This is a genomic window from Streptomyces sp. NPDC056296 (genome assembly GCF_042268605.1).
Lineage (GTDB): Bacteria > Actinomycetota > Actinomycetes > Streptomycetales > Streptomycetaceae > Streptomyces.
Window position 1 is genome coordinate 56,377 of record NZ_JBHJRX010000038.1, and the last position, 22,387, is coordinate 78,763.

Below are 22,387 nucleotides of genomic sequence, written 5' to 3' on the forward strand. Positions count from 1 at the left end.
GTCGTCGGAATGTGCGTCCACGAATGGTAACGATGCGCGCCGAGGGGAAGTGCCGCGGAGTACGCCACAAGATCCGCCACCGAGCGCGGACGCCCCGTATGTGCGCCTAAAGAGGGAGCGCAGCGGAAGTGGGAGTTTCGGTGCGCGATCAACCCGATCAATGGGGACGTCGGTCTCCGCTCCGGCCACGTACCCTCTTCTGTTGTGCCGAACGCCAACGAAGCCAGCCCCCGTGCCCTCAGCCAGGAGCAGCCCCGAGCCGTGAGTGAACCGCTGCGGGTCGCCTCTGTCGCCGACGACCTCGCCCGCCGCTTCCAGGAGGCCGGGTTCTCTCTTGCCCTGGTCGGTGGCTCGGTCCGGGACGCGTTGCTCGGCCGGCTCGGCAACGACCTGGACTTCACGACGGACGCCCTCCCGCAGGACGTACTGAAGATCGTGCGGCCCTGGGCGGACGCCGTCTGGGAGGTCGGGATCGCGTTCGGCACTGTCGGGGCGCAGAAAGACGGCTGGCAGATCGAGGTGACCACCTACCGGTCGGAGGCGTACGACCGCACCTCGCGCAAGCCGGAGGTGTCGTACGGCGACTCCATCGAGGAGGACCTCGTCCGGCGTGACTTCACGGTGAACGCGATGGCCGTCGCGCTTCCGGAGAAGGTGTTCATCGATCCGCACGGCGGACTCGACGACCTCGCGGCGCGTGTGCTGCGCACTCCGGGCACCCCCGAGGAGTCCTTCTCCGACGACCCGCTCCGGATGATGCGGGCCGCGCGGTTCGCCGCGCAGCTGGACTTCGAGGTGGCTCCCGAGGTGGTCGCCGCCATGAAGGACATGGCCGGACGCATCGACATCGTCTCGGCCGAGCGGGTCCGGGACGAGCTGAACAAGCTGGTCCTCTCCTCTCATCCGCGCAAGGGGCTGAGCCTGCTGGTGGAGAGCGGTATCGCCGAGCGGGTCCTGCCCGAGCTGCCGGCGCTGCGCCTGGAGCGGGACGAGCACCATCGGCACAAGGACGTCTACGACCACACACTCATCGTCCTGGAGCAGGCGATGGCCCTGGAGAACGAGGGCCCCGACCTGATCCTCCGCCTGGCGGCCCTGCTGCACGACATCGGCAAGCCGCGCACACGCCGCTTCGAGCAGGACGGCCGGGTCTCGTTCCACCACCACGAAGTGGTCGGGGCGAAGATGACGAAGAAGCGTATGACCGCGCTCAAGTACTCCAACGACCTGGTGAAGGACGTCTCGCGCCTGGTCGAGCTGCACCTGCGTTTCCACGGTTACGGCACGGGCGAGTGGACGGATTCCGCGGTCCGTCGGTATGTCCGTGACGCCGGGCCGCTGCTCGACCGGCTCCACAAGCTGACCCGTTCGGACTGCACGACCCGTAACAAGCGCAAGGCCTCGGCGCTCTCGCGTGCGTATGACGGGCTGGAGGAGCGGATCGCGCAGCTCCAGGAGCAGGAGGAATTGGACGCGATCCGCCCGGACCTGGATGGCAACCAGATCATGGAGATCCTCGGCGTCCGTCCCGGGCCGGCCGTCGGTCAGGCTTACAAGCACCTGCTGGAGCTCCGCCTGGAGAACGGGCCGATGGAGTACGACGCGGCGGTGGCGGCGCTCAAGGAGTGGTGGGCCGAGCAGGACGCGTGAGCCGTGGACCGGCGTCATGTTTCACGTGAAACATGACGCGGGTGACGAAGCGCGGCGAGGGCGGGCGGTGCCGGACAGGCGGAAGGGGCGGTGTTTCACGTGAAACACCGCCCCTGAGTACGTCCGCGTGACGCGTCCGCGATCTCTGCCTTACTTCTTGTAGTCCTTCAGGCAGAGCAGGAAGTCGCTGCCGCTACCGCTCTCGGTGTACGAGTACTGGAAGTCCTTGGCTTCTTCCGAGCACTTGCTCTTGGCGGTGAGAGCGGAGTAGGAGCCCTCGACCTTGGCCAGTACCACGTACTGGGCCTTCGAGTCGCCGCAGTCGACGACTTCGAGGTCCGGGTTGCTGTCGCTGCTGCTGCCACGGTGCATGCAGTCGCCGACCGCAGCCGAGGTGGCGTCGTCCCGGCTGGCGATGTAACCACCGACGGCCACGCATACGACGATCACGGCGATGACGATGTTCTTGATCGTCTTGAAGCTCGGCTTGCGTCGGGCCGGCTGCGGCGGCACCGGGGCGTACGGCCCACCCTGCTGGGGGAACCCGGGCTGACCAGGCTGCTGCGGGAAGCCCGGCTGCTGGCCCTGCGCGTAGGGGTTCTGCCCTTGGGGCTGCTGCGGAGCCTGCGGCTGGCCCTGCGCGAACGGGTTGCCCTGGGGCGGCGGCGGAGTGGTCACTGGGGGTCCCCCTGAAAACATAGGTGCGTGTCGCGGACATGGCGCGAATAAGACGCACGTAAGTTACCGGGTTCCACTGACATCTCTGTAGTTCAGAGGGGCTCTGTGGCACTGATGTGACACTTACTGGCTCTCAAAGCGGGCCATAGCCGCCGCAACTGCTCCGTAGACCAAGGCAACTGTCACGACCAGCGGCACTGACCGTCCGTCTGGCGGAAGCATCAGCGCGGCCACCCCGGCGGCGCCGACGAAGGCGATGTTGAACAGCACGTCGTACACGGAGAAGATCCGGCCTCGGAAGGCGTCGTCGACGGAGGACTGCACAACCGTGTCCGTCGCGATCTTGGCCCCCTGTGTGGTCAGGCCCAGGACGAACGCCGCGGCGAGCAGCGGCACGGTGGCGAACGGCAGACCGAGTGCCGGGACCAGCACCGTGGCGGCCCCCGCGCACACCGCCATCCAGCGGCCGGGCCCGAGCCGTCCCGCCGCCCAGGGCGTGATCACCGCGGCCGCGAAGAAGCCCGCCCCGGAGACGCCCAGCGCCAGCCCCAGCAGAGCGAGCCCCTCGTCCGTGTCCGAGGTCAGGGCGTACCGGCACAGCATCAGCAGCATCACCAGCAGGGCGCCGTAGCAGAACCGCATCAGCGTCATGGCCGCGAGCGACCAGGCTGCTTCCCTGCGTGCGGGCGCGGCGAGATGACGTACTCCCGCCACCAGGTCGCGGGCGGTGCCGACGAGTGCCGAGGCCAGCCGGGGCGGTACGAGCGCGGGGTCGGGGCCCAGCAGCTCCACGGCGATGCGAAGCGACGCCAGTGCCCCGCACAGGTACAGGGCGGCCCCGAGCAGCACCACGGCGGCATCGGAGTCCGCGACCACGAGGCGTACGACGAAGGCGAGGCCACCGCCCGCCGTGGCGGCCAGGGTGCCGGCCGTCGGAGAGAGCGAGTTGGCGATCACCAGACGCTCCTCGTCCACCACACGCGGCAGCGCGGCGGACAGGCCCGCGAGAACGAAGCGGTTGACGGCGGTGACACAGAGGGCCGAGACGTAGAAGAGCCAGTCCGGGACGGAGGCGATCATCAGCACGGCCGTCACCGATGCCAGTACGGCGCGCAGCAGGTTGCCGTACAGAAAGACCTGGCGGCGGCGCCAGCGGTCCAGCAGGACGCCGGCGAAGGGGCCCACCAGGGAGTACGGGAGCAGCAGGACCGCCATCGCGGAGGCGATCGCGGCGGGCGAGGTCTGCTTCTCCGGGGAGAAGACCACATAGGTGGCGAGCGCGACCTGGTAGACGCCGTCGGCGCCCTGGGAGAGCAGGCGGACGGCGAGCAGGCGCCGAAAGCCCTTCAGGCGCAGCAGGACGCGCAGGTCACGGACGACGGCCATGGGGCACAGCCTCACATACGGGAAAGGTCCCCGGGTCATGCGACCCGGGGACCTCCGACGGACCGGAGTCCGCGCTTGTCAGCGCTCGACCTCGCCGGCGATGAACTTCTCGACGTTGGCGCGGGCCTCGTCGTCGAAGTACTGGACCGGCGGGGACTTCATGAAGTAGCTCGACGCCGACAGGATCGGGCCGCCGATGCCGCGGTCCTTGGCGATCTTCGCGGCGCGCAGGGCGTCGATGATGACACCGGCCGAGTTCGGGGAGTCCCAGACCTCGAGCTTGTACTCCAGGTTCAGCGGGACGTCACCGAACGCGCGGCCCTCCAGGCGGACGTAGGCCCACTTGCGGTCGTCCAGCCAGGCGACGTAGTCGGACGGGCCGATGTGGACGTTGTCCGCGCCCAGGTCCCGGTCGGGGATCTGGGAGGTGACGGCCTGCGTCTTGGAGATCTTCTTGGACTCCAGGCGCTCGCGCTCGAGCATGTTCTTGAAGTCCATGTTGCCGCCGACGTTCAGCTGCATCGTGCGGTCCAGGACGACGCCCCGGTCCTCGAACAGCTTCGCCATGACGCGGTGCGTGATGGTGGCGCCGACCTGCGACTTGATGTCGTCGCCGACGATCGGGACGCCCGCCTCGGTGAACTTGTCCGCCCACTCCTTGGTGCCGGCGATGAAGACCGGGAGGGCGTTGACGAAGGCGACCTTGGCGTCGATGGCGCACTGGGCGTAGTACTTCGCCGCGGCCTCGGAACCGACGGGCAGGTAGCAGACGAGAACGTCGACCTGCTTGTCCTTGAGGATCTGGACGACGTCGACCGGCGCCTCGGCGGACTCCTCGATGGTCTCGCGGTAGTACTTGCCGAGACCGTCGTGCGTGTGGCCGCGCTGGACCTGGACGCCGCTGTTCGGGACGTCGCAGATCTTGATGGTGTTGTTCTCGGAGGCGCCGATGGCGTCCGCGAGGTCCAGGCCGACCTTCTTGGCGTCCACGTCGAAGGCGGCGACGAACTCGATGTCACTGACGTGGTAGTCGCCGAACTGGACGTGCATCAGGCCGGGGACCTTGGCCGCCGGGTCGGCGTCCTTGTAGTACTCGACGCCCTGCACCAGCGATGCGGCGCAGTTGCCCACACCGACGATGGCTACGCGAACCGAACCCATTCCGGTTGCTCCCTGTGTGTACGAGTGAGGCCCTGACTGGGCGCTCACGTGGCGGTGTCGCCGGGCGTATCCGGCCGGGGGTCGTCCCCGGGCCGGGGCAGGCCGCCCGTCGCTCCAGATGTCCTGTCCTGTTGAGCGGTCCCCTCCGCGGCGGAACCCCGCAGGTCCCGCCCCGCCCGCTCGCTCTCGATGAGCTCGTTCAGCCAGCGCACCTCGCGCTCCACGGACTCCATTCCGTGGCGCTGGAGCTCAAGCGTGTAGTCGTCGAGTCGCTCCCGGGTACGCGCCAAGGAGGCGCTCATCTTCTCCAGGCGCTCCTCCAGCCGACTGCGCCGGCCCTCGAGCACGCGCATGCGCACGTCACGCGACGTCTGCCCGAAGAATGCGAAGCGAGCGGCGAAGGTCTCGTCCTCGTAGGCGTCCGGGCCCGTCTGGGAGAGGAGCTGCTCGAAGTGTTCCTTACCTTCGGCCGTCAACCGGTAGACGATCTTGGCGCGGCGCCCCGTGAGGGACGCGGCGGCCTCGTCGACGTTCCCCGGTTCCTCGATCAACCAGCCGTTGGCGACCAGCGTCTTGAGGCAGGGGTAGAGCGTCCCGTAGCTGAACGCCCGGAACACACCCAGTGACGTGTTGAGTCGTTTGCGCAGCTCATAGCCGTGCATGGGGGATTCGCGGAGCAGGCCGAGTACAGCGAACTCGAGGATGCCGGAACGCCGGCTCATCGTCGCCTCCTCTCGTCCTTATGCCGCGCTGATGTATCGACTCGATACATCAGCACGATAGAACGAGCTTCCGCGTGCGACAAGAGGGGGACTGGTGAACGGGGTCACATCAGGGATTCATCGAGTGCAAGTTGCCTGATTTGAGGTGAACTTCGAGGCTCGGGGGTTTTGACGGTGCGTAGTCTGTGCGCCATGCAGACCACAGGGAACCGAGTGACGCCTGGGGGCGTCCCTGTCCCTGGTGCAGTACGGGTGAATGCGGAAGGGGCCGCATCCGTACTTCGGGGGGACCGGAAAACAGCCGCCTTTACCAGGCGCGCAAAGGTGCGCCTGCCCGAGGAGTAGTCGTTCGATGAGCGAGCACCGTCGCAAACCGCCGCAGCCGCAGGGAGGCGGACGTGCCGCGGCCCGACGCGGCCAGTCCGGCTCGTCCTCCGGCCGCCGTGCGGCACCGCGAGGCGCCACAGGGTCTCCGTCCGGCTCGTACGGTCCGGAGGACGAGGAGCGTCCGTACGGCAGCCGTGCCGAAGCCCGGCGCGCGGCACAGCGGAGCGGAGGCGGTCGCCGCAGAGCGGCCGAGCCGGGCCGCGGCGGCCGGCGAGCCGATCCTGCCGGGCCGGTCGTGGTCGGCAGAGGGCGCGCGGCCCCGTCCGGCAAGAAGCGGATGATCGACTATCCGCGCCGCGACAAGGACGGATGGCAGCGCTGGGTGCCCTCCTGGAAGCTCGTCTCCGGGACGTGCATCGCCTTCTTCGGCACCATGGTGGCCGCCGCGGGCATCGCCTACGCCATGGTGGGCGTCCCCGTCGTCGACGAGACGGCCACAGCGCAGAACAACGTCTACTACTGGGCCGACGGCAGCCAGATGGTCGCCACGGGCGGTGAGCGCAACCGCCAGAGCGTCAATCTCTCCCAGATCCCCTTGGAGATGCGCAACGCGATCATCTCTCAGGAGAACAAGACGTTCTACTCCGACAGCGGCATCGACCCCAAGGGCATCGCCCGCGCCGTGTTCAACATGGCCAAGGGCGGTGAAACGCAGGGCGGCTCCACCATCACCCAGCAGTACGTGAAGAACGCGATGCTGAACGACCAGTCGCAGACGATCTCCCGCAAGGTCAAAGAGATCTTCGTCTCGATCAAGGTCGGTGCCGAGGTGCCCAAGGACGAGATCCTTGAGGGCTACCTGAACTCCGCGTACTACGGCCGTGGCGCCTATGGCATCCAGGCGGCCGCACGCGCGTACTTCAACGTGGACGCCGTCGACCTCAACGCGGGCCAGTGCGCCTTCCTGTCCGCGATGCTCAAGGGCGCCACGTACTACGACCCGGCGGGCGCGACCTCGATCGACCCGGTGGGTGCCACGCCGAAGGCCAACCGGCAGCGTGCCCAGACTCAGATGCAGGACACCCTCGACAAGATGGTGGAGTACGGGCATCTGAGCCAGCAGGAGCGGGCCAAGTTCACCGAGCTCCCCACCGTGCAGAACCCGCGGTCGAACTCCCAGCTCGGCGGTCAGGTCGGATACCTCGTCGACCTTGCCAAGGCTTCCGTGATCAAGAGTGGGAAGGTCACGCAGAAGGAGCTGGATAGCGGCGGCTACTCGATTCAGACGACCTTCGACAAGAAGAAGGTCGAGGAGCTCGAAAAGGCCGTCAAGAAGGTCTACAAGCAGAACATCGATGCGAAGAAGCGCCCCAAGACGGACACACACGTCCAGTTCGGCGGGGCTTCAGTGAACCCCGAGACCGGCGCCATCGAGGCCATCTACGGGGGTGAGGACGCCACCAAGCACTTCACCAACAACGCCGACGTCACCGGCGCCCAGGTCGGTTCGACGTTCAAGCCGTACGTGCTCGCGGCCGCGATGAAGTGGGGCGTGCGCGATCCCGAACTCGGTGAGACCCAGGCCCAGGACGAGCGCACCGTCGTCTCCCCGAAGAGCCTCTACAGCGGCAAGAACAACCTCAAGATCAATAACTACGACGGCTCGGTCTGGGAGAACGAGAAGGGCGAGCAGTGGCGCCAGGAGAATGACGGCAAGAAAAGCGTTGGTGAAGCGCCGGACTACAAGATCGACCTTCGTGAGGCCATGCGGGAGTCGGTGAACTCCGCCTTCGTACAGCTTGGCATGGATGTCGGCCTGGACAAGGTGAAGGAGGCCGCCGTCGACGCGGGACTCCTGGAAGACAGCCTGGCGGGCTCCGGCTACCCGTCCTTCTCCCTCGGTGTCTCGGACCCGAGCGCCATCCGCATGGCGGGCGCGTACGCCACCTTCGCGGAGAGTGGCGAGCAGCGCGAGCCCTTCTCCGTCACCAAGGTGTCGAACGAGGACGGCACGGTCTACACGCACAAGGTGGAGACCAAGCAAGCGTTCACCGCGAAGGTCGCGGACAACGTCACGGACGTCCTGAAGACCGTCGTCGAGGACGGAACTGGTTCCAACGCCCAACTGTCCGGCCGAGAGGTGGCCGGTAAGACCGGTACCACGGACGGCAACCAGTCCGCCTGGTTCGTCGGCTACACCCCGCAGCTGTCGACCGCGATCAGCATGTTCCGCTACCCGGACGATGAGACCATCAAGAATCGCTCGTTCCTGGAGATGTACGGAACGGGTGGCGAGAAGAAGATCCACGGTGCGTCCTTCCCGTCCGTCATCTGGCAGGACTACATGGAGGACGCGCTGAAGGGCACCAAGGCGGAGAAGTTCCCGAAGCCGGAGCCCATCGGCGAGGTCATCAACGACACCCCGCCGCCCAGCCCGACTCCCTCGCCTTCCCAGACGGAGGAAGAGGAGGAGACGAGTCCGTCGCCGTCGCCGACGCCCAGTGAGACGGAGACCAGTCCCTCCCCCACGCCGAGCAACACCTGCGGCGTCTTCGAGTTCAACTGCGAGGACGGCGACAACAGCGGCAACGAGAACGCCGGCAATGAGAACGGTGGCTCGGAAGGCAGTCCGTCCCCTTCGACGTCGCCCAGTGGAACAGGGGAAGAGGACGACAGCAGAGGCAACCAGAACGGAGGCGGCGGCTTCTTCGCCGGCCAGAACGGCTAGCCGCCGGAAGATCCGGCATGGGTGTTTCACGTGAAACACCCGCAAGTTTCACGTGAAACAGGGGCCGCCGCATCCACGAGAGTGCGGCGGCCTCGCCGTATTCCCAGGTGCGTACGGCAGGATGTGCCCATGCCCAGTGCAGAATCGACGCCAGCGAGCGTGCACGAGCCGGACACCGTGCGGCCGACCAGGGAGGACACGGTCGCCGCGGCCGGCAGCGAGCTGATCGGCGGCCCTGTCGGCCGCCTGGCCCTGCTCGGGACGTCCTGGTGGACCCCCGTGCGGGTGATCGCGCTCGTGGCGATCGGCATGTTCGCCCTCGGCCTGGTCCAGAAGGCGCCCTGTTACAACGGTGCCTGGTTCTTCGGTGCCAGCTCCCAGTACACGCATGCGTGCTACTCCGACATCCCGCATCTCTACCAGGGGCGCGGGTTCGTCGACGGCCTGGTGCCGTACTTCGACAAGCTCCCCGGCGACATGGAGTACCTCGAGTACCCGGTGCTGACCGGCGTGTTCATGGAGGTCGCGTCCTGGCTCACACCGGGCAGCGGCACCATTCAGGACCAGGAACAGTGGTACTGGATGGTCAACGCCGGGATGCTCATGGTGTGCGCGGCCGTCATCGCCGTCTGCGTGACCCGCACGCACACCCGGCGGCCCTGGGACGGTCTGCTGGTCGCCCTCGCACCCGCGTTCGCGCTGACCGCGACCGTCAACTGGGACCTGCTGGCGGTCGCTCTGACGTCCGCCGCGATCCTCATGTGGTCGCGGGGGCGCTCCCTGGCCTTCGGCGTTCTGCTGGGCCTGGCCACGGCCGCCAAGCTCTACCCCTTCCTGATCCTCGGCCCGCTGCTCGTACTGTGCTGGCGTGCGGGCAGGTGGCGGGAGTTCGGAAAGGCTCTGGGGGGCGCGGCCGTCGCCTGGCTCGTGGTGAACCTGCCGGTGATGCTCTTCGCCTTCGACGGCTGGTCGAAGTTCTACACGTTCAGCCAGGAACGCGGCGTCGACTTCGGGTCCTTCTGGCTGATCCTGGTCCAGAACACCGACAACCCGCCCAGCACCGAGACCGTCAACACGCTCGCCACGCTGCTGATGCTGCTGTGCTGCGGCGCCATCGCCGCGCTCACGCTGACCGCTCCGCGGCGTCCACGGTTCGCCCAGCTCGCCTTCCTGATCGTCGCGGCGTTCATCCTCACCAACAAGGTCTACTCGCCGCAGTACGTGCTGTGGCTGATTCCGCTGGCCGCGCTGGCCCGGCCGAAGTGGCGCGACTTCCTGATCTGGCAGGCGTGCGAGGTGGCCTACTTCCTGGGCATCTGGATGTACCTCGCGTACACGACCAGCGGCGACGCCCACAAGGGACTGCCGACGGACGGCTATCACTGGGCCATCGGCGTGCACCTGCTGGGAACGCTGTTCCTGTGCGTCATGGTCGTGCGGGACATCCTTGTGCCGGACCGGGACCCGGTCCGGAGGAAGGGTGACGACGACCCGTCGGGTGGTGTGCTCGACGGTGCGAAGGACGTCTTCGTCCTGGGGCCCGCGGCTCATACCGAACAGCCCGCAGCCCACTTCGAGGGGCCACGGGTGAGATGGGGCGGGAGAGAGCAGACGGGCGGTTCGCTCTGAGCGAACACAGCGAACACATGGAAGGCCGTACACGGAGACACCGTGTACGGCCTTTTCCGCAGCGGTCGAGCCGGCGGTCCAGCTAGCGGTCGAGGATCCGGTCGAACTGCGTGGTGGTGTGCCGCAGATGGGCCACCAGCTCGTCACCGACCTTGGGCTCCGGCGCGTCGGAGGGCACGAACAGGATCGAGACCTGCATGTGCGGCGGCTCCGCGAACCAGCGCTGCTTGCCACCCCAGACGAACGGCGCGAGATTGCGGTTGACCGTGGCGAGGCCGGCCCGGGCGACGCCCTTGGCGCGTGGCATGACGCCGTGCAGCGCCTTCGGGGCCTCCAGACCCACGCCGTGCGACGTACCGCCCGCCACGACCACCAGGAAGCCGTCGGAGGCGGCCTTCTGCTGCCGGTAGCCGAAGCGCTCGCCCTTGGCGACACGCGTGACGTCCAGGACCGCGCCGCGGTACTCGGTGGCGTCGTGGTCGCCCAGCCACAGCCGGGTGCCGATCCGGGCGCGGAAGCGGGTCTGCGGGAACTGCTGCTGGAGCCGGGCGAGTTCGTCCGCCTTGAGGTGGCTGACGAACATCGTGTGCAGCGGCAGCCGGGCCGCGCGCAGCCGGTCCATCCAGCCGATGACCTCCTCGACGGCGTCCGAGCCGTCGGTACGGTCCAGCGGCAGGTGGATGGCGAAGCCCTCCAGCCGGACGTTCTCTATGGCGGCGTGCAGCTGCGGCAGGTCCTGCTCGCTGATGCCGTGCCGCTTCATCGAGGACATCACCTCGATGACCACACGTGCGCCGACGAGGCCGTACACGCCGTCGATGGACGACACCGAGCGCACGACGCGGTCGGGCAGCGGTACGGGCTCCTCGCCGCGCCGGTACGGCGTCAGGACCAGCAGGTCACCGCCGAAGAAGTCCTTGATCCGGGCGGCCTCGTACGTCGTGCCGACGGCCAGTACGTCCGAGCCGAGCCGCGTGGCCTCCTCCGCCAGCCGCTCGTGCCCGAAGCCGTAGCCGTTGCCCTTGCAGACCGGGACCAGCCCGGGGAACTGCTCCTGCACGTGCTTGTGGTGCGCCCGCCAGCGCGCGGTGTCGACGTAGAGGGTGAGCGCCATGGCCGGACCTGGGACCTTTCTCGTGGCTGTCAGAGGTGCGGGATAGGAGTGAGCTGTGGGGTCAGCGGCGCGACATGTAAATGTCGAGCGCCTTGTGGAGCAGCTTGTTCAGTGGGAAGTCCCACTCGCCGAGGTACTCGGCCGCCTGCCCGCCCGTGCCGACCTTGAACTGGATCAGGCCGAAGAGGTGGTCGCTCTCGTCCAGCGAGTCCGAGATGCCGCGCAGGTCGTAGACGGTGGCGCCGAGGGCGTAGGCGTCGCGGAGCATGGCCCACTGCATGGCGTTCGAGGGCCGGACCTCGCGGCCGATGTTGTCGGAGGCACCGTAGGAGTACCAGACGTGCCCGCCGACGACCAGCATGGTGGCCGCCGACAGGTTCACCCCGTTGTGCCGGGCGAAGTACAGCCGCATGCGGTTGGGGTCCTCGTTGTTGAGGGCCGCCCACATGCGCTGGAAGTACGACAGCGGGCGCGGCCGGAAGTGGTCGCGCACGGCCGTGATCTCGTACAGGCGCTGCCACTCCTCGAGGTCGTGGTAGCCGCCCTGGACGACCTCGACGCCGGCCTTCTCCGCCTTCTTGATGTTGCGGCGCCACAGCTGGTTGAAGTTCTTGTGGACCTCTTCCAGGGAGCGGTTGGCCAGCGGCACCTGGAAGACGTAGCGGGGCTGTACGTCGCCGAAGCCGGCGCCGCCGTCCTCGCCCTGCTGCCAGCCCATGCGGCGCAGCTTGTCGGCCACCTCGAAGGCGCGCGGCTCGATGTGGTCGGCCTCTATGTCGCGCAGGCGCTTGACGTCGGGGTCCTGGATGCCCTTCTTGATGGACGTGGCGTCCCAGCGCCGGATGATCACGGGCGGGCCCATCTTCACCGAGAAGGCGCCCTGCTGCTTGAGGTGCGCCAGCATGGGCTCCATCCAGTCCTGGAGGTTCGGCGCGTACCAGTTGATGACCGGGCCCTCGGGGAGGTAGGCGAGGTACCGCTTGATCTTGGGCAGCTGCCGGTACAGGACGAGCCCCGCGCCCACCAGCTCACCGGTCCGGTCATCGAACCAGCCGAGGTTCTCCGAGCGCCATTCCGCCTTGACGTCTGCCCATGCCGGGACCTGCATGTGACTCGCCGCCGGCAGACTCTGGATGTAGGCCAGATGCTGCTCGCGACTGATGGTCCTCAGGGTCAGGCTCATTCGGGGCGCTCCTCGGGCTGGTGTGTCCCCATGGGTACAGGGGCTCCGGCTCTCGCGCGAAGCCTACTGCGCCCTGTGAGCGCCCCGTCCGGCGTACGGCTGGAAGGGGTGGTCCGGCGGCCGGGCGGCGAGGGGCTCAGCCGATGAGGCCGCCGTGGTAGATGCCGAAGAACAGTCCGGCCGCGGAGGCCCCGAGGCCCAGCACCAGACCGAAGCGCTCCCGGGTCGTCTCGGAGACGTACTGGCCGTATCCGCCGGTCAGGACGCCGAGCAGCCCTGCCCAGGATGTCAGGATGTGCAGTCCTCGGAAGCTCGCCGTGGCGAGGGCGAGTACCGCGAGCACCAGGGTCACCGCCAGCAGCGCGTGCTGCAGGGGGTGCGGTTTGCCGTCGGTGGCCAGCAGCCCGGTCCGGGGCCTTGCCGGTCGCATGATCTGAGCCATGGGGAACCTCCTGCCGAAGGCAGTGTGTCTTCGCCCTATCACATCCGGTGAGTATCGATTGTGTCCCCTCAGGGCCGGATTTCAACCGCAAGCGCGCGGCCGGGTACTCTGTACCTTCTGCACTGGTGTCCGCTGCCACCCACGGCCGGGCCGCTTCCTCGGAGGAGGCCCGATTGTCAGTGGGTCCTGGTTTACTCGTTGATACCGGTGCCAACGCATCGCAACCCTCCTGCCACGGAACGACCGTGGCCGCTGAGTCCAAAGGAGGTGGGTTCCACATGCGTCACTACGAGGTGATGGTCATCCTCGACCCCGATCTCGAGGAGCGTTCTGTCTCCCCGCTGATCGAGAACTTCCTCTCTGTCGTCCGTGACGGCGGCGGAAAGGTCGAGAAGGTCGACACCTGGGGCCGTCGTCGTCTCTCGTACGAGATCAAGAAGAAGCCCGAGGGCATCTACTCGGTCATCGACCTGCAGGCCGAGCCTGCGGTCGTCAAGGAGCTCGACCGCCAGATGAACCTGAACGAGTCGGTCCTCCGGACCAAGGTCCTCCGTCCCGAGATGCACTGAGCCCTTCCGCTCAGCCGATCCCGGGATTCGAGTAGCAGCACAAGCAGCCAGCAGCAAACCCGCCGAGAGGTTCCCCCATGGCAGGCGAGACCGTCATCACGGTCATCGGCAATCTTGTCGATGACCCCGAGCTGCGCTTCACCCCGTCCGGTGCGGCCGTCGCGAAGTTCCGTGTCGCGTCGACCCCCCGCACCTTCGACCGTCAGACGAACGAGTGGAAGGACGGCGAAAGCCTCTTTCTCACCTGCTCGGTCTGGCGTCAGGCGGCGGAGAACGTCGCCGAGTCGCTCCAGCGAGGCATGCGCGTCATCGTGCAGGGCCGGCTGAAGCAGCGGTCCTACGAGGACCGTGAGGGCGTCAAGCGCACGGTCTACGAGCTGGACGTCGACGAGGTCGGCGCCAGCCTGCGCAGTGCCACGGCCAAGGTCACCAAGACCTCGGGCCAGGGCCGCGGAGGCCAGGGCGGTTACGGCGGCGGTGGCGGTGGCGGCCAGGGTGGCGGCGGCTGGGGCGGCGGCCCCGGCGGTGGCCAGCAGGGCGGCGGCGCTCCGGCCGACGACCCCTGGGCGACCGGCGCTCCCGCCGGTGGCCAGCAGGGTGGCGGCGGTCAGCAGGGCGGCGGCTGGGGCGGTGGCTCCGGCGGCGGTGGCGGCTACTCGGACGAGCCCCCCTTCTAGGCGGGCTCCACTCACACTTCTTGATCACACAGGAGAAACATCATGGCTAAGCCGCCTGTGCGCAAGCCGAAGAAGAAGGTCTGCGCATTCTGCAAGGACAAGGTCACGTACGTGGACTACAAGGACACGAACATGCTGCGGAAGTTCATTTCCGACCGCGGCAAGATCCGTGCCCGCCGCGTGACCGGCAACTGCACCCAGCACCAGCGTGACGTCGCCACGGCCGTGAAGAACAGCCGTGAGATGGCGCTGCTGCCCTACACCTCCACCGCGCGATAAGGGAAGGGTGACCGAATCATGAAGATCATCCTCACCCACGAGGTCTCCGGCCTCGGTGCCGCGGGCGACGTCGTCGACGTCAAGGACGGTTACGCTCGCAACTACCTGATCCCGCGGAAGTTCGCTATCCGCTGGACCAAGGGTGGCGAGAAGGACGTCGAGCAGATCCGTCGTGCTCGCAAGATCCACGAGATCCAGACCATCGAGCAGGCCAACCAGGTGAAGGGCCAGCTCGAGGGCGTGAAGGTCCGCCTGGCCGTCCGCTCCGGCGACGCCGGTCGTCTCTTCGGCTCCGTCACTCCGGCCGACGTCGCTTCGGCGATCAAGGCCGCCGGTGGCCCCGAGGTCGACAAGCGCCGCATCGAACTGGGCTCGCCGATCAAGACCCTGGGCGCCCACGAGACGTCCGTGCGTCTGCACCCCGAGGTTGCCGCCAAGGTCAGCATCGAGGTTGTCGCTGCCTGAGCTTTGCTCTCGCTGAAGCGATGAGATGGGGCCGCATCTCCCGGTCGGGGGATGCGGCCCCATCTTCGTGGCCGTGTCCTTGTGGTGGCGCTCCGCGCCTCGCTTTCATGGTCGCGTTTTACGTGAAACATCGTGTTTCACGTGAAACCGTCAGCGCGTCGCGCCCGTGACGATCCATCGTCCTGATCGCGTACGCAGCCATAGCGTCACCAGGCGCATCGCCATCATCAACGTCATGGCCGCCCACAGGGCGGTGAGCCCACCGCCGAGCGTCGGGACGAGCAGCGCCACCGGAGTGAAGACCGCCAGGGTGAGCAGCATCGCCCAGGCGAGATATGGGCCGTCGCCGGCACCCATGAGAACCCCGTCCAGGACGTAGACCACTCCGCAGATCGGCTGCGAGACGGCCACGATCACAAGAGCGGGCAGGGCGGTGTCCTTGACCGCGGAGTCTCCGGTGAACAGGGGCAGGAACGCTGGACGTGACAGCACCACGAGCAGGCCGAGTGCGACCCCGACCGCGACACCCCACTCCACCATTCTGCGGCAGGCAGCGCGGGCACCCTGGGCGTCACCGGCGCCCAGATAGCGTCCGATGATGGCCTGACCGGCGATGGCGATGGCATCGAGGGCGAAGGCGAGCAGACTCCACAGAGACAGGACGATCTGATGGGCCGCGATGTCGGCGTCACCGAGTCGGGCCGCCACGGCTGTGGCGATCATGAGAATCGCTCGCAGCGAGAGGGTACGCACCAGCAGCGGCGCCCCGGCCTGGGCGGAGGCCCTGATGCCGGCGACGTCCGGGCGCAGCGAGGCACCGTGCCGGCGTGCCCCGCGGACCACGACCCAGAGGTACACCGCGGCCATGCCGCACTGGGCGATGACGGTGCCCCAGGCGGAGCCCGCGATGCCGAGGTCGGCGCCGTAGACGAGTACGACATTGAGGACGGCGTTGGCGAAGAAACCGGCGATGGCGACGTAGAGCGGGGTCCGGGTGTTCTGCAGTCCGCGCAGGACACCGGTCGAGGCCAGCACGACAAGCATGGCGGGGATGCCGAGGGCGGAGATCCGCAGATACGTGATGGCGTACGGGGCAGCGGTGTCGGAGGCGCCGAAGAGTTCCACGAGGGAGGGGGCCGTGGGCAGGACGACGGCTATGACGGCGGCGCCGAGCAGCAGCGCCAGCCAGATGCCGTCCATGCCCTGGCGAATCGCGGATTGCAGGTCGCCCGCGCCGACGCGCCGGGAGACGGCCGCCGTGGTGGCGTAGGCGAGGAAGACGAAGACGCTGACGGCTGTGGTGAGCAGGGCCGAGGCGATGCCGAGTCCGGCGAGCTGGGCGGTGCCGAGATGGCCGACGATCGCACTGTCGGCCATGACGAAGAGGGGCTCGGCGACGAGTGCGCCGAAGGCCGGGACGGCCAGCGCGACGATCTCGCGGTCGTGTCGGCGCCGGACGGTCCGGGAGCGCGCGGGGGCCTGTGTCATGAGCACCAATCTAATCGTCCACAGGTAAGAGATGCAAAGCTTTTGCGACCCTTACGTTCCGTCTCGCCGTGTGTGCTTCTGGGCACGGTTCGAAGCGATCTTGATCTAACTGGGCAAGTTTTTCTTCTGCACAGGGCGTGGACGACAAACCCGCAGTTCAGGGCCGTTTCGCAGGATGGGTCGAGGGCTTGTTCACAGGGCTGTCCACCGGGTCGTGCACAGGTTTCGCTGAGTTCTCCACAGCATCTGGCCGCTCGTCCACATGGCCTGTGGATAACCAGATTGGCTGACGGTGCCCGCGGGCCTACGGTGGTCCGGCGCCTGCTCCGTCCACCGGCTTGTGAACCATCACAAAACCGACGCGCCAGAACCGGAGTTGGGCGTCTTATTTGTCAGTGCCGTGCCGTAGAAATGAGGGGCACGGCGAGGTCCGCTCGGCGGACGGGAGGAGGTGGCTCGGTGAGCATTTCCGAGCCCTTGGACGACCCGTGGGCCGACAGCGGCCCCAGTGATCGTCTGCCCGCTTCCCGTCGTCGCGGTGACGGGGGTCGCAGCCGCGACGAGCAGCACGAGCGCGGTTCGGACAACGCCGCGTGGGACGGCGGCGGGCCGTCGTTCGAGCGGGTGCCGCCGCAGGACCTGGACGCCGAGCAGTCCGTCCTTGGTGGCATGCTCCTGTCCAAGGACGCCATCGCCGATGTCGTAGAGATCCTCAAGGGCCACGACTTCTACAAGCCGGCCCACGAGACGGTCTACCAGGCCATCCTCGACGTCTATGCCAAGGGTGAGCCGGCCGACCCCATCACGATCGCCGCCGAACTCACCAAACGCGGTGAGATCAACAAGGTCGGCGGGGCCTCGTATCTGCACACCCTCGTCCAGACCGTGCCGACCGCCGCGAACGCCGCGTACTACGCGGAGATCGTGCACGAGCGTGCCGTCCTGCGCCGCCTGGTGGAGGCCGGCACACGGATCACGCAGATGGGTTACGCGGCCGACGACGACGTCGACGAGATCGTCAATCGTGCCCAGGCCGAGATCTACGCCGTCACCGAGCAGCGCACGAGCGAGGACTATCTGCCGCTCGGCGACATCATGGAGGGCGCGCTCGACGAGATCGAGGCGATCGGGTCGCGCAGCGGCGAGATGACCGGTGTGCCCACGGGGTTCACGGACTTCGACTCGCTGACCAACGGACTGCACCCCGGTCAGATGGTTGTCATCGCAGCGCGTCCCGCCATGGGTAAGTCGACGCTCGCGCTGGACTTCGCGCGGGCCGCGTCGATCAAGAACAACCTCCCGAGCGTCATCTTCTCGCTCGAAATGGGACGCAACGAGATCGCGATGCGACTGCTGTCCGCCGAGGCCCGCGTCGCGCTGCACCACATGCGGTCCGGCACGATGACGGACGACGACTGGACCCGCCTGGCCCGCCGGATGCCGGACGTCTCGGCCGCCCCGCTCTACATCGACGACTCCCCGAACCTGTCGATGATGGAGATCCGCGCCAAGTGCCGCCGCCTCAAGCAGCGCAATGACCTCAAGCTGGTCATCATCGACTACCTCCAGCTGATGCAGTCCGGCGGCTCCAAGCGCGCCGAGAGCCGTCAGCAGGAGGTCTCGGACATGTCCCGTAACCTCAAGCTCCTGGCCAAGGAGCTTGAACTCCCGGTCATCGCGCTCTCCCAGCTGAACCGTGGTCCCGAGCAGCGCACCGACAAGAAGCCGATGGTCTCCGACCTGCGTGAGTCCGGCTCGATCGAGCAGGACGCCGACATGGTCATCCTGCTGCACCGTGAGGACGCCTACGAGAAGGAGTCGCCACGCGCGGGCGAAGCCGACCTGATCGTGGCCAAGCACCGTAACGGTCCGACGGCGACGATCACCGTGGCCTTCCAGGGTCACTATTCGCGTTTCGTGGACATGGCGCAGACCTGATCCCCCGGCGGGGAAATCGGCTCGACGTGCGGTGCCCGGGCCGATGGACTGGGGGCATGACGACACCTCAGGAAGAGCTGCTCCCCGCCACCCGCCGGGCGCTGCTGCACCGCATCGCCGTGGCCCAGGCCGAAGGGCGTACGCCGTCGCTCGTCGCGGCGGTGGTTCGGGGCGGACATACCGTGTGGCACGGTGCGCGGACCTCGGTCGACGGGCATGGCCCGGACGAGAACGTGCAGTACCGGATCGGCTCGATCACCAAGACGTTCACCGCCGTTCTCGTCCTGCGACTCCGGGACGAGGGATTGCTCGACCTTGGGGATCCGCTGGAGAAGCACCTGCCGGGTACCGGGGCGGGCGAGGCCACGATCGCCGAGTTGCTGGCGCACTCGGGCGGGCTGGCCGCCGAGTCCCCCGCGCCGTGGTGGGAGCGGACGCCGGGCTCGCTGCGGCCCGAACTCGCCGATGTGCTGGGCAAGCAGCCGCTCCTGCACCCGGCGGGCCGTCGGCACCACTACTCGAACCCCGGCTACACCCTGCTCGGTGCGCTGGTCGAGAAGTTGCGCGGTGCTCCGTGGGAGGACGTGCTGCGGCGCGAGGTGCTGGAACCGCTGGGTCTGGACCGTACGACCGGGCGCCCGCGAGCGCCGCACGCCGGTGGCTGGGCGGTGCATCCATGGGCCGACGTGATGCTGACCGAGCCCGCCGAGGACCTCGGGCGGATGGCCCCGGCAGGTCAGCTCTGGTCCACCACCGGAGATCTGGCACGGTTCGCCGTGTTCCTCGCGAGGGGGGACGACAGGGTACTGAGCGCGGAGACCGTGCGGGAGATGCGGGCGCCCGCGGCGGCGGCCGAGGCCGCGGACGTCCTGGACGGCGCGGCGTACGGACTCGGCCTGCAGATCCAGCGCTGGGACGGACGACTGCTCGTGGGGCATTCCGGCTCCCTGCCGGGTTTCCTGGCCAACCTCACCATCAGCGTGGAGGACGACGTGGCCGCGGTGGTACTGACCAACTGCACGTCCGGGCCGCTGGTGGCCGGGGTCGGTGCCGATCTCGTGCGAATCGTCGCCGAGGCGGAACCCCGGATCCCCGAACCGTGGCGACCCCTGCCGGAAGTCGACACCTCTGTGCTGGAGTTGGCCGGTCAGTGGTACTGGGGGACACACGCCTTCGCCCTACGGCTGACGACGGACGGGGGAGTCTCTCTGGAGCCGCTGTCGGGCAACGGCCGCCGCTCGCGCTTCCGGGCGAACGCCGACGGTACCTGGACAGGGCTTGAGGGCTACTACGCCGGGGAGCTCCTGCGAGCCGCGCGGCGTCCGGACGGGACCGTGAGCCATCTGGACCTCGGGTCGTTCGTGTTCACGCGTCAGCCGTACGACGAGGGGTCCCCTGTACCGGGAGGGGTGGATCCGGAGGGCTGGCGGGGGATCGGCTAGGCACCTTGGCCCGCCACGACGGGCTCCATGACGGTGGCTCTGTTTCACGTGAAACAGAGCCATCGTCATGGCGTTCACCGCTGGAGCGTCCGGTCAGAGCTGGAGCTTGAAACCCGTGTGCGAGGCCGAGAAGCCGAGGCGCTCGTAGAAGCGGTGGGCGTCGGTACGGGTCTTGTCGGAGGTGAGCTGCACGAGATGACACCCTTGCCGACGGGACTCGTCGACTGCCCACTCGATGAGCTGTGTACCCAGGCCGCTGCCGCGTTCGTCGGCGTGGATACGGACACCTTCGATGATCGACCGGGTGGCGCCGCGCCGGGAGAGACCGGGGACGATCGTCAGCTGGAGTGTGCCGACGACGCGGTCGTCGCGGACGGCGACGACCAGATGCTGGTTCGGGTCGGCACTGAGCCGTTCGAACGCGGCCAGGTAGGGGCCCAGGTCGTGCGGTGACTCACGCTCGGCGCCCAACGGGTCGTCGGCGAGCATCGCGACGACCGCTGGGATGTCGTCCTCGGCGGTGGACCGTATTTCAAGATCTCCCATGACCGCACCCTACGCAGAGACGGCAGGAGAGGTCACGGTGCAGTCCGACAGCGTCCGGCTAGGCGGGTACCGGTGTCTTGAGTGTCTCCACGACCCGGACCAGGGGGGCCAGGTCGGGGTTCCTGGCCGCTTCGTCGAGGGCCTCGCGCAGGGCGGCGTCATAGGTGTGCCGCGCCTCGCCCAGCAGCTCGAGGCCGGCCGCGGTGACGTTGGTGTAGATGCCGCGCCGGTCGGTGGGGCACAGGTAGCGCTCGAGCAGCCCCCGGTCCTCGAGCCGGGTGACCAGGCGCGTGGTGGCGCTCTGACTGAGGACGACGGCGTCGGCGACCTGCTTCATCTGCAGATGCCCTCCGTCACCCTCGTGCTGCCGGCTGAGCACGTCCAGCAGGGAGTACTCGCGCACGCTCAGGTCATGTCCGGCCTGCAGGGCGCGCTCGATGTGGGCCTCGATCCTCCCGTGCAGCAGGGAGAGGGCGCACCAGCCCTGGGAGAGGGCGGTGAGCGCGGGATCCGTCGCTGTCATGTGTTTCCTCCGTCCCGGAGCGGCTGAGACCAGGGTAGACCAGTCGCGCAATTGCCTGCGTTTGCGTATAGCCCGCGTATGCAATTATTGTGAACGCTAGTAAAGCGCTCCTGCAATCTTCTGGGAAGGTGTACCCCTCCATGCCTCTCGCGCTTTTGGCCCTCGCGATCGGGGCCTTCGGAATCGGAACGACAGAGTTCGTGATCATGGGCTTGCTGCCCGAGGTCGCGAGCGACTACGGGGTCTCCATCCCCACCGCCGGCTTCCTGGTGACCGGATACGCGCTCGGCGTGATGTTCGGCGCTCCGCTGATGACCGTGCTCGGCACCAAGATCCCGCGCAAGCGAATGCTGATGCTGCTGATGGGTCTGTTCATCATCGGCAACCTGCTCTCCGCCCTCGCCCCGGCCTTCTCCGTCATGCTGACCGGCCGGGTGGTCGCCTCCCTCGCCCACGGCGCTTTCTTCGGCATCGGTTCGGTCGTCGCGGCCGACCTGGTCGCCCCGCACAAGAAGGCCGGCGCGATCGCGATGATGTTCACCGGACTGACCGTCGCCAACGTCGTTGGCGTCCCGCTGGGGACGCTCGTCGGACAGTCCGTCGGCTGGCGCGTCACCTTCGCCGTCGTGGCGGTGCTCGGTGTCGTCGGCCTGGCCGGTGTCGCCAAGCTGGTGCCCGACGTGCCCAAGGCCGAGGGCGTGCGACTGCGGCACGAGCTGGCCGCGTTCAAGAACGTCCAGGTACTGCTCGCGATGGCCATGACCGTCCTCGGCTTCGGCGGCGTCTTCGCGGCCATCACCTACATCGCGCCGATGATGACCCACGTCGCGGGCTTCGCCGACGGCTCGGTCACCTTGCTGCTGGTCCTCTTCGGACTCGGCATGGTCGGCGGCAACCTCGTCGGCGGCAGGTTCGCTGACCGCGCCCTGATGCCGATGCTGTACATCTCCCTGGGCGCCCTGGCCGTCGTACTCGCCCTCTTCACGCTCACCGCGCACAACAAGATCGCGTCGGCCGTGACCATCTTCCTGATCGGTGCCCTGGGCTTCGCCACCGTCCCGCCGCTGCAGAAGCGCGTCCTGGATCATGCGCACGGCGCCCCGACGCTGGCCTCGGCCGTGAACATCGGCGCCTTCAACCTCGGCAACGCGCTCTCCGCCTGGCTCGGGGGCGTCGTCATCGCCGCAGGCTTCGGCTACACCGCCCCGAACTGGGTGGGTGCCGTGCTCGCCGCCGCGGCGCTGGTCCTCGCCTTCGTCTCGGCCGCTCTCGAACGGCGCGACGGCGTTCCCGGCGAGGCCGTCGCGGGTTCCGCACCCGCCGAGCGGCCGACCGCCGTCGCCCACCACTGAACGACCCGGCCGTGGGGCGGGGCCTGGGCCGTCCCCGCACCCCGCGGCTCCCCCGCCTCGGAGACCACCGAGGCACCGCACCACTCAG

General features: G+C 68.0%; 20 protein-coding genes. 10 read left to right on the top strand and 10 right to left on the bottom strand.

Annotation, left to right across the window (positions count from 1 at the left end; genetic code table 11):
- The first annotated feature begins 204 nt into the window (after nt 1-204).
- Entirely contained in the window at nt 205-1,650 is a 1,446-nt protein-coding gene (locus ACFCZF_RS26205; protein WP_376673715.1) for a CCA tRNA nucleotidyltransferase, read from the top strand.
- Nucleotides 1,651-1,800: 150 nt separating this feature from the next.
- On the opposite strand, the gene ACFCZF_RS26210 is transcribed toward ACFCZF_RS26205, so the two are convergent.
- The 4 genes from ACFCZF_RS26210 to ACFCZF_RS26225 form a co-directional block, all read right to left on the bottom strand.
- Nucleotides 1,801-2,328 carry a hypothetical protein gene (locus ACFCZF_RS26210; protein ID WP_376673716.1) on the bottom strand — a complete coding sequence of 176 codons (528 nt, stop codon included), beginning with the start codon at nt 2,326-2,328 and terminating at the stop codon, nt 1,801-1,803.
- A 123-nt stretch (nt 2,329-2,451) separates the two neighbouring features.
- Complete coding sequence (locus ACFCZF_RS26215; protein WP_376673717.1) at nt 2,452-3,714, bottom strand: MFS transporter; 1,263 nt, start codon at nt 3,712-3,714, stop codon at nt 2,452-2,454.
- Nucleotides 3,715-3,792: 78 nt separating this feature from the next.
- The gene (locus tag ACFCZF_RS26220) at nt 3,793-4,875 is read right to left on the bottom strand and encodes an inositol-3-phosphate synthase (RefSeq protein ID WP_376673718.1); all 1,083 of its coding nucleotides are present in this window, start codon (nt 4,873-4,875) and stop codon (nt 3,793-3,795) included.
- Between the two features lie 44 nt (nt 4,876-4,919).
- The gene (locus ACFCZF_RS26225; protein ID WP_345631405.1) at nt 4,920-5,597 is read right to left on the bottom strand and encodes a PadR family transcriptional regulator; all 678 of its coding nucleotides are present in this window, start codon (nt 5,595-5,597) and stop codon (nt 4,920-4,922) included.
- 352 nt (nt 5,598-5,949) lie between these two features.
- Here ACFCZF_RS26225 and ACFCZF_RS26230 point away from each other — a divergent pair, with 352 nt between their 5' ends.
- On the top strand, nt 5,950-8,652 hold the full coding sequence (locus tag ACFCZF_RS26230; protein ID WP_376673719.1) for a transglycosylase domain-containing protein: 2,703 nt from the start codon (nt 5,950-5,952) through the stop codon (nt 8,650-8,652).
- 129 nt (nt 8,653-8,781) lie between these two features.
- Complete coding sequence (locus tag ACFCZF_RS26235; protein WP_375906426.1) at nt 8,782-10,281, top strand: glycosyltransferase family 87 protein; 1,500 nt, start codon at nt 8,782-8,784, stop codon at nt 10,279-10,281.
- An 82-nt stretch (nt 10,282-10,363) separates the two neighbouring features.
- Here ACFCZF_RS26235 and ACFCZF_RS26240 read toward each other — a convergent pair whose 3' ends face one another.
- The 3 genes from ACFCZF_RS26240 to ACFCZF_RS26250 all read right to left on the bottom strand — a co-directional run bounded on the left by ACFCZF_RS26240 (nt 10,364) and on the right by ACFCZF_RS26250 (nt 13,020).
- A complete protein-coding gene (locus ACFCZF_RS26240; RefSeq protein WP_310872408.1) occupies nt 10,364-11,395 on the bottom strand; it encodes an alanine racemase in 1,032 nt (343 codons plus the stop codon).
- 61 nt (nt 11,396-11,456) lie between these two features.
- Entirely contained in the window at nt 11,457-12,578 is a 1,122-nt protein-coding gene (gene femX / locus ACFCZF_RS26245) for a peptidoglycan bridge formation glycyltransferase FemX (protein WP_055422120.1), read from the bottom strand.
- Between the two features lie 136 nt (nt 12,579-12,714).
- On the bottom strand, nt 12,715-13,020 hold the full coding sequence (locus ACFCZF_RS26250; protein ID WP_375906422.1) for a hypothetical protein: 306 nt from the start codon (nt 13,018-13,020) through the stop codon (nt 12,715-12,717).
- Between the two features lie 278 nt (nt 13,021-13,298).
- Between ACFCZF_RS26250 and rpsF the strand changes: the two genes are divergently transcribed.
- The 4 genes from rpsF (at nt 13,299) to rplI (ending at nt 15,010) form a co-directional block, all read left to right on the top strand.
- Nucleotides 13,299-13,589 carry a 30S ribosomal protein S6 gene (gene rpsF / locus ACFCZF_RS26255; protein WP_003975025.1) on the top strand — a complete coding sequence of 97 codons (291 nt, stop codon included), beginning with the start codon at nt 13,299-13,301 and terminating at the stop codon, nt 13,587-13,589.
- Nucleotides 13,590-13,666: 77 nt separating this feature from the next.
- Complete coding sequence (locus ACFCZF_RS26260) at nt 13,667-14,266, top strand: single-stranded DNA-binding protein (RefSeq protein WP_375906419.1); 600 nt, start codon at nt 13,667-13,669, stop codon at nt 14,264-14,266.
- A gap of 42 nt (nt 14,267-14,308) precedes the next feature.
- A complete protein-coding gene (gene rpsR, locus ACFCZF_RS26265; RefSeq protein WP_003949403.1) occupies nt 14,309-14,545 on the top strand; it encodes a 30S ribosomal protein S18 in 237 nt (78 codons plus the stop codon).
- An 18-nt stretch (nt 14,546-14,563) separates the two neighbouring features.
- Nucleotides 14,564-15,010, top strand: coding sequence for a 50S ribosomal protein L9 (gene rplI, locus ACFCZF_RS26270; RefSeq protein ID WP_121747978.1), 447 nt, complete (start codon nt 14,564-14,566; stop codon nt 15,008-15,010).
- 150 nt (nt 15,011-15,160) lie between these two features.
- On the opposite strand, the gene ACFCZF_RS26275 is transcribed toward rplI, so the two are convergent.
- A complete protein-coding gene (locus ACFCZF_RS26275; RefSeq protein ID WP_376673720.1) occupies nt 15,161-16,498 on the bottom strand; it encodes an MATE family efflux transporter in 1,338 nt (445 codons plus the stop codon).
- Between the two features lie 459 nt (nt 16,499-16,957).
- On the opposite strand from ACFCZF_RS26275, the gene dnaB reads away from it, so the two are divergent.
- Together dnaB and ACFCZF_RS26285 are read left to right on the top strand one after the other, a co-directional pair.
- A complete protein-coding gene (dnaB, locus tag ACFCZF_RS26280; protein WP_375906411.1) occupies nt 16,958-18,436 on the top strand; it encodes a replicative DNA helicase in 1,479 nt (492 codons plus the stop codon).
- A 56-nt stretch (nt 18,437-18,492) separates the two neighbouring features.
- A complete protein-coding gene (locus tag ACFCZF_RS26285) occupies nt 18,493-19,878 on the top strand; it encodes a serine hydrolase domain-containing protein (protein ID WP_376673721.1) in 1,386 nt (461 codons plus the stop codon).
- Between the two features lie 93 nt (nt 19,879-19,971).
- Here ACFCZF_RS26285 and ACFCZF_RS26290 read toward each other — a convergent pair whose 3' ends face one another.
- Together ACFCZF_RS26290 and ACFCZF_RS26295 are read right to left on the bottom strand one after the other, a co-directional pair.
- Entirely contained in the window at nt 19,972-20,424 is a 453-nt protein-coding gene (locus ACFCZF_RS26290; protein ID WP_376673722.1) for a GNAT family N-acetyltransferase, read from the bottom strand.
- A 58-nt stretch (nt 20,425-20,482) separates the two neighbouring features.
- On the bottom strand, nt 20,483-20,947 hold the full coding sequence (locus ACFCZF_RS26295; RefSeq protein ID WP_376673723.1) for a MarR family winged helix-turn-helix transcriptional regulator: 465 nt from the start codon (nt 20,945-20,947) through the stop codon (nt 20,483-20,485).
- Between the two features lie 140 nt (nt 20,948-21,087).
- Here ACFCZF_RS26295 and ACFCZF_RS26300 point away from each other — a divergent pair, with 140 nt between their 5' ends.
- Nucleotides 21,088-22,299, top strand: coding sequence for an MFS transporter (locus ACFCZF_RS26300; RefSeq protein ID WP_376673724.1), 1,212 nt, complete (start codon nt 21,088-21,090; stop codon nt 22,297-22,299).
- Nucleotides 22,300-22,387: the final 88 nt, after the last annotated feature.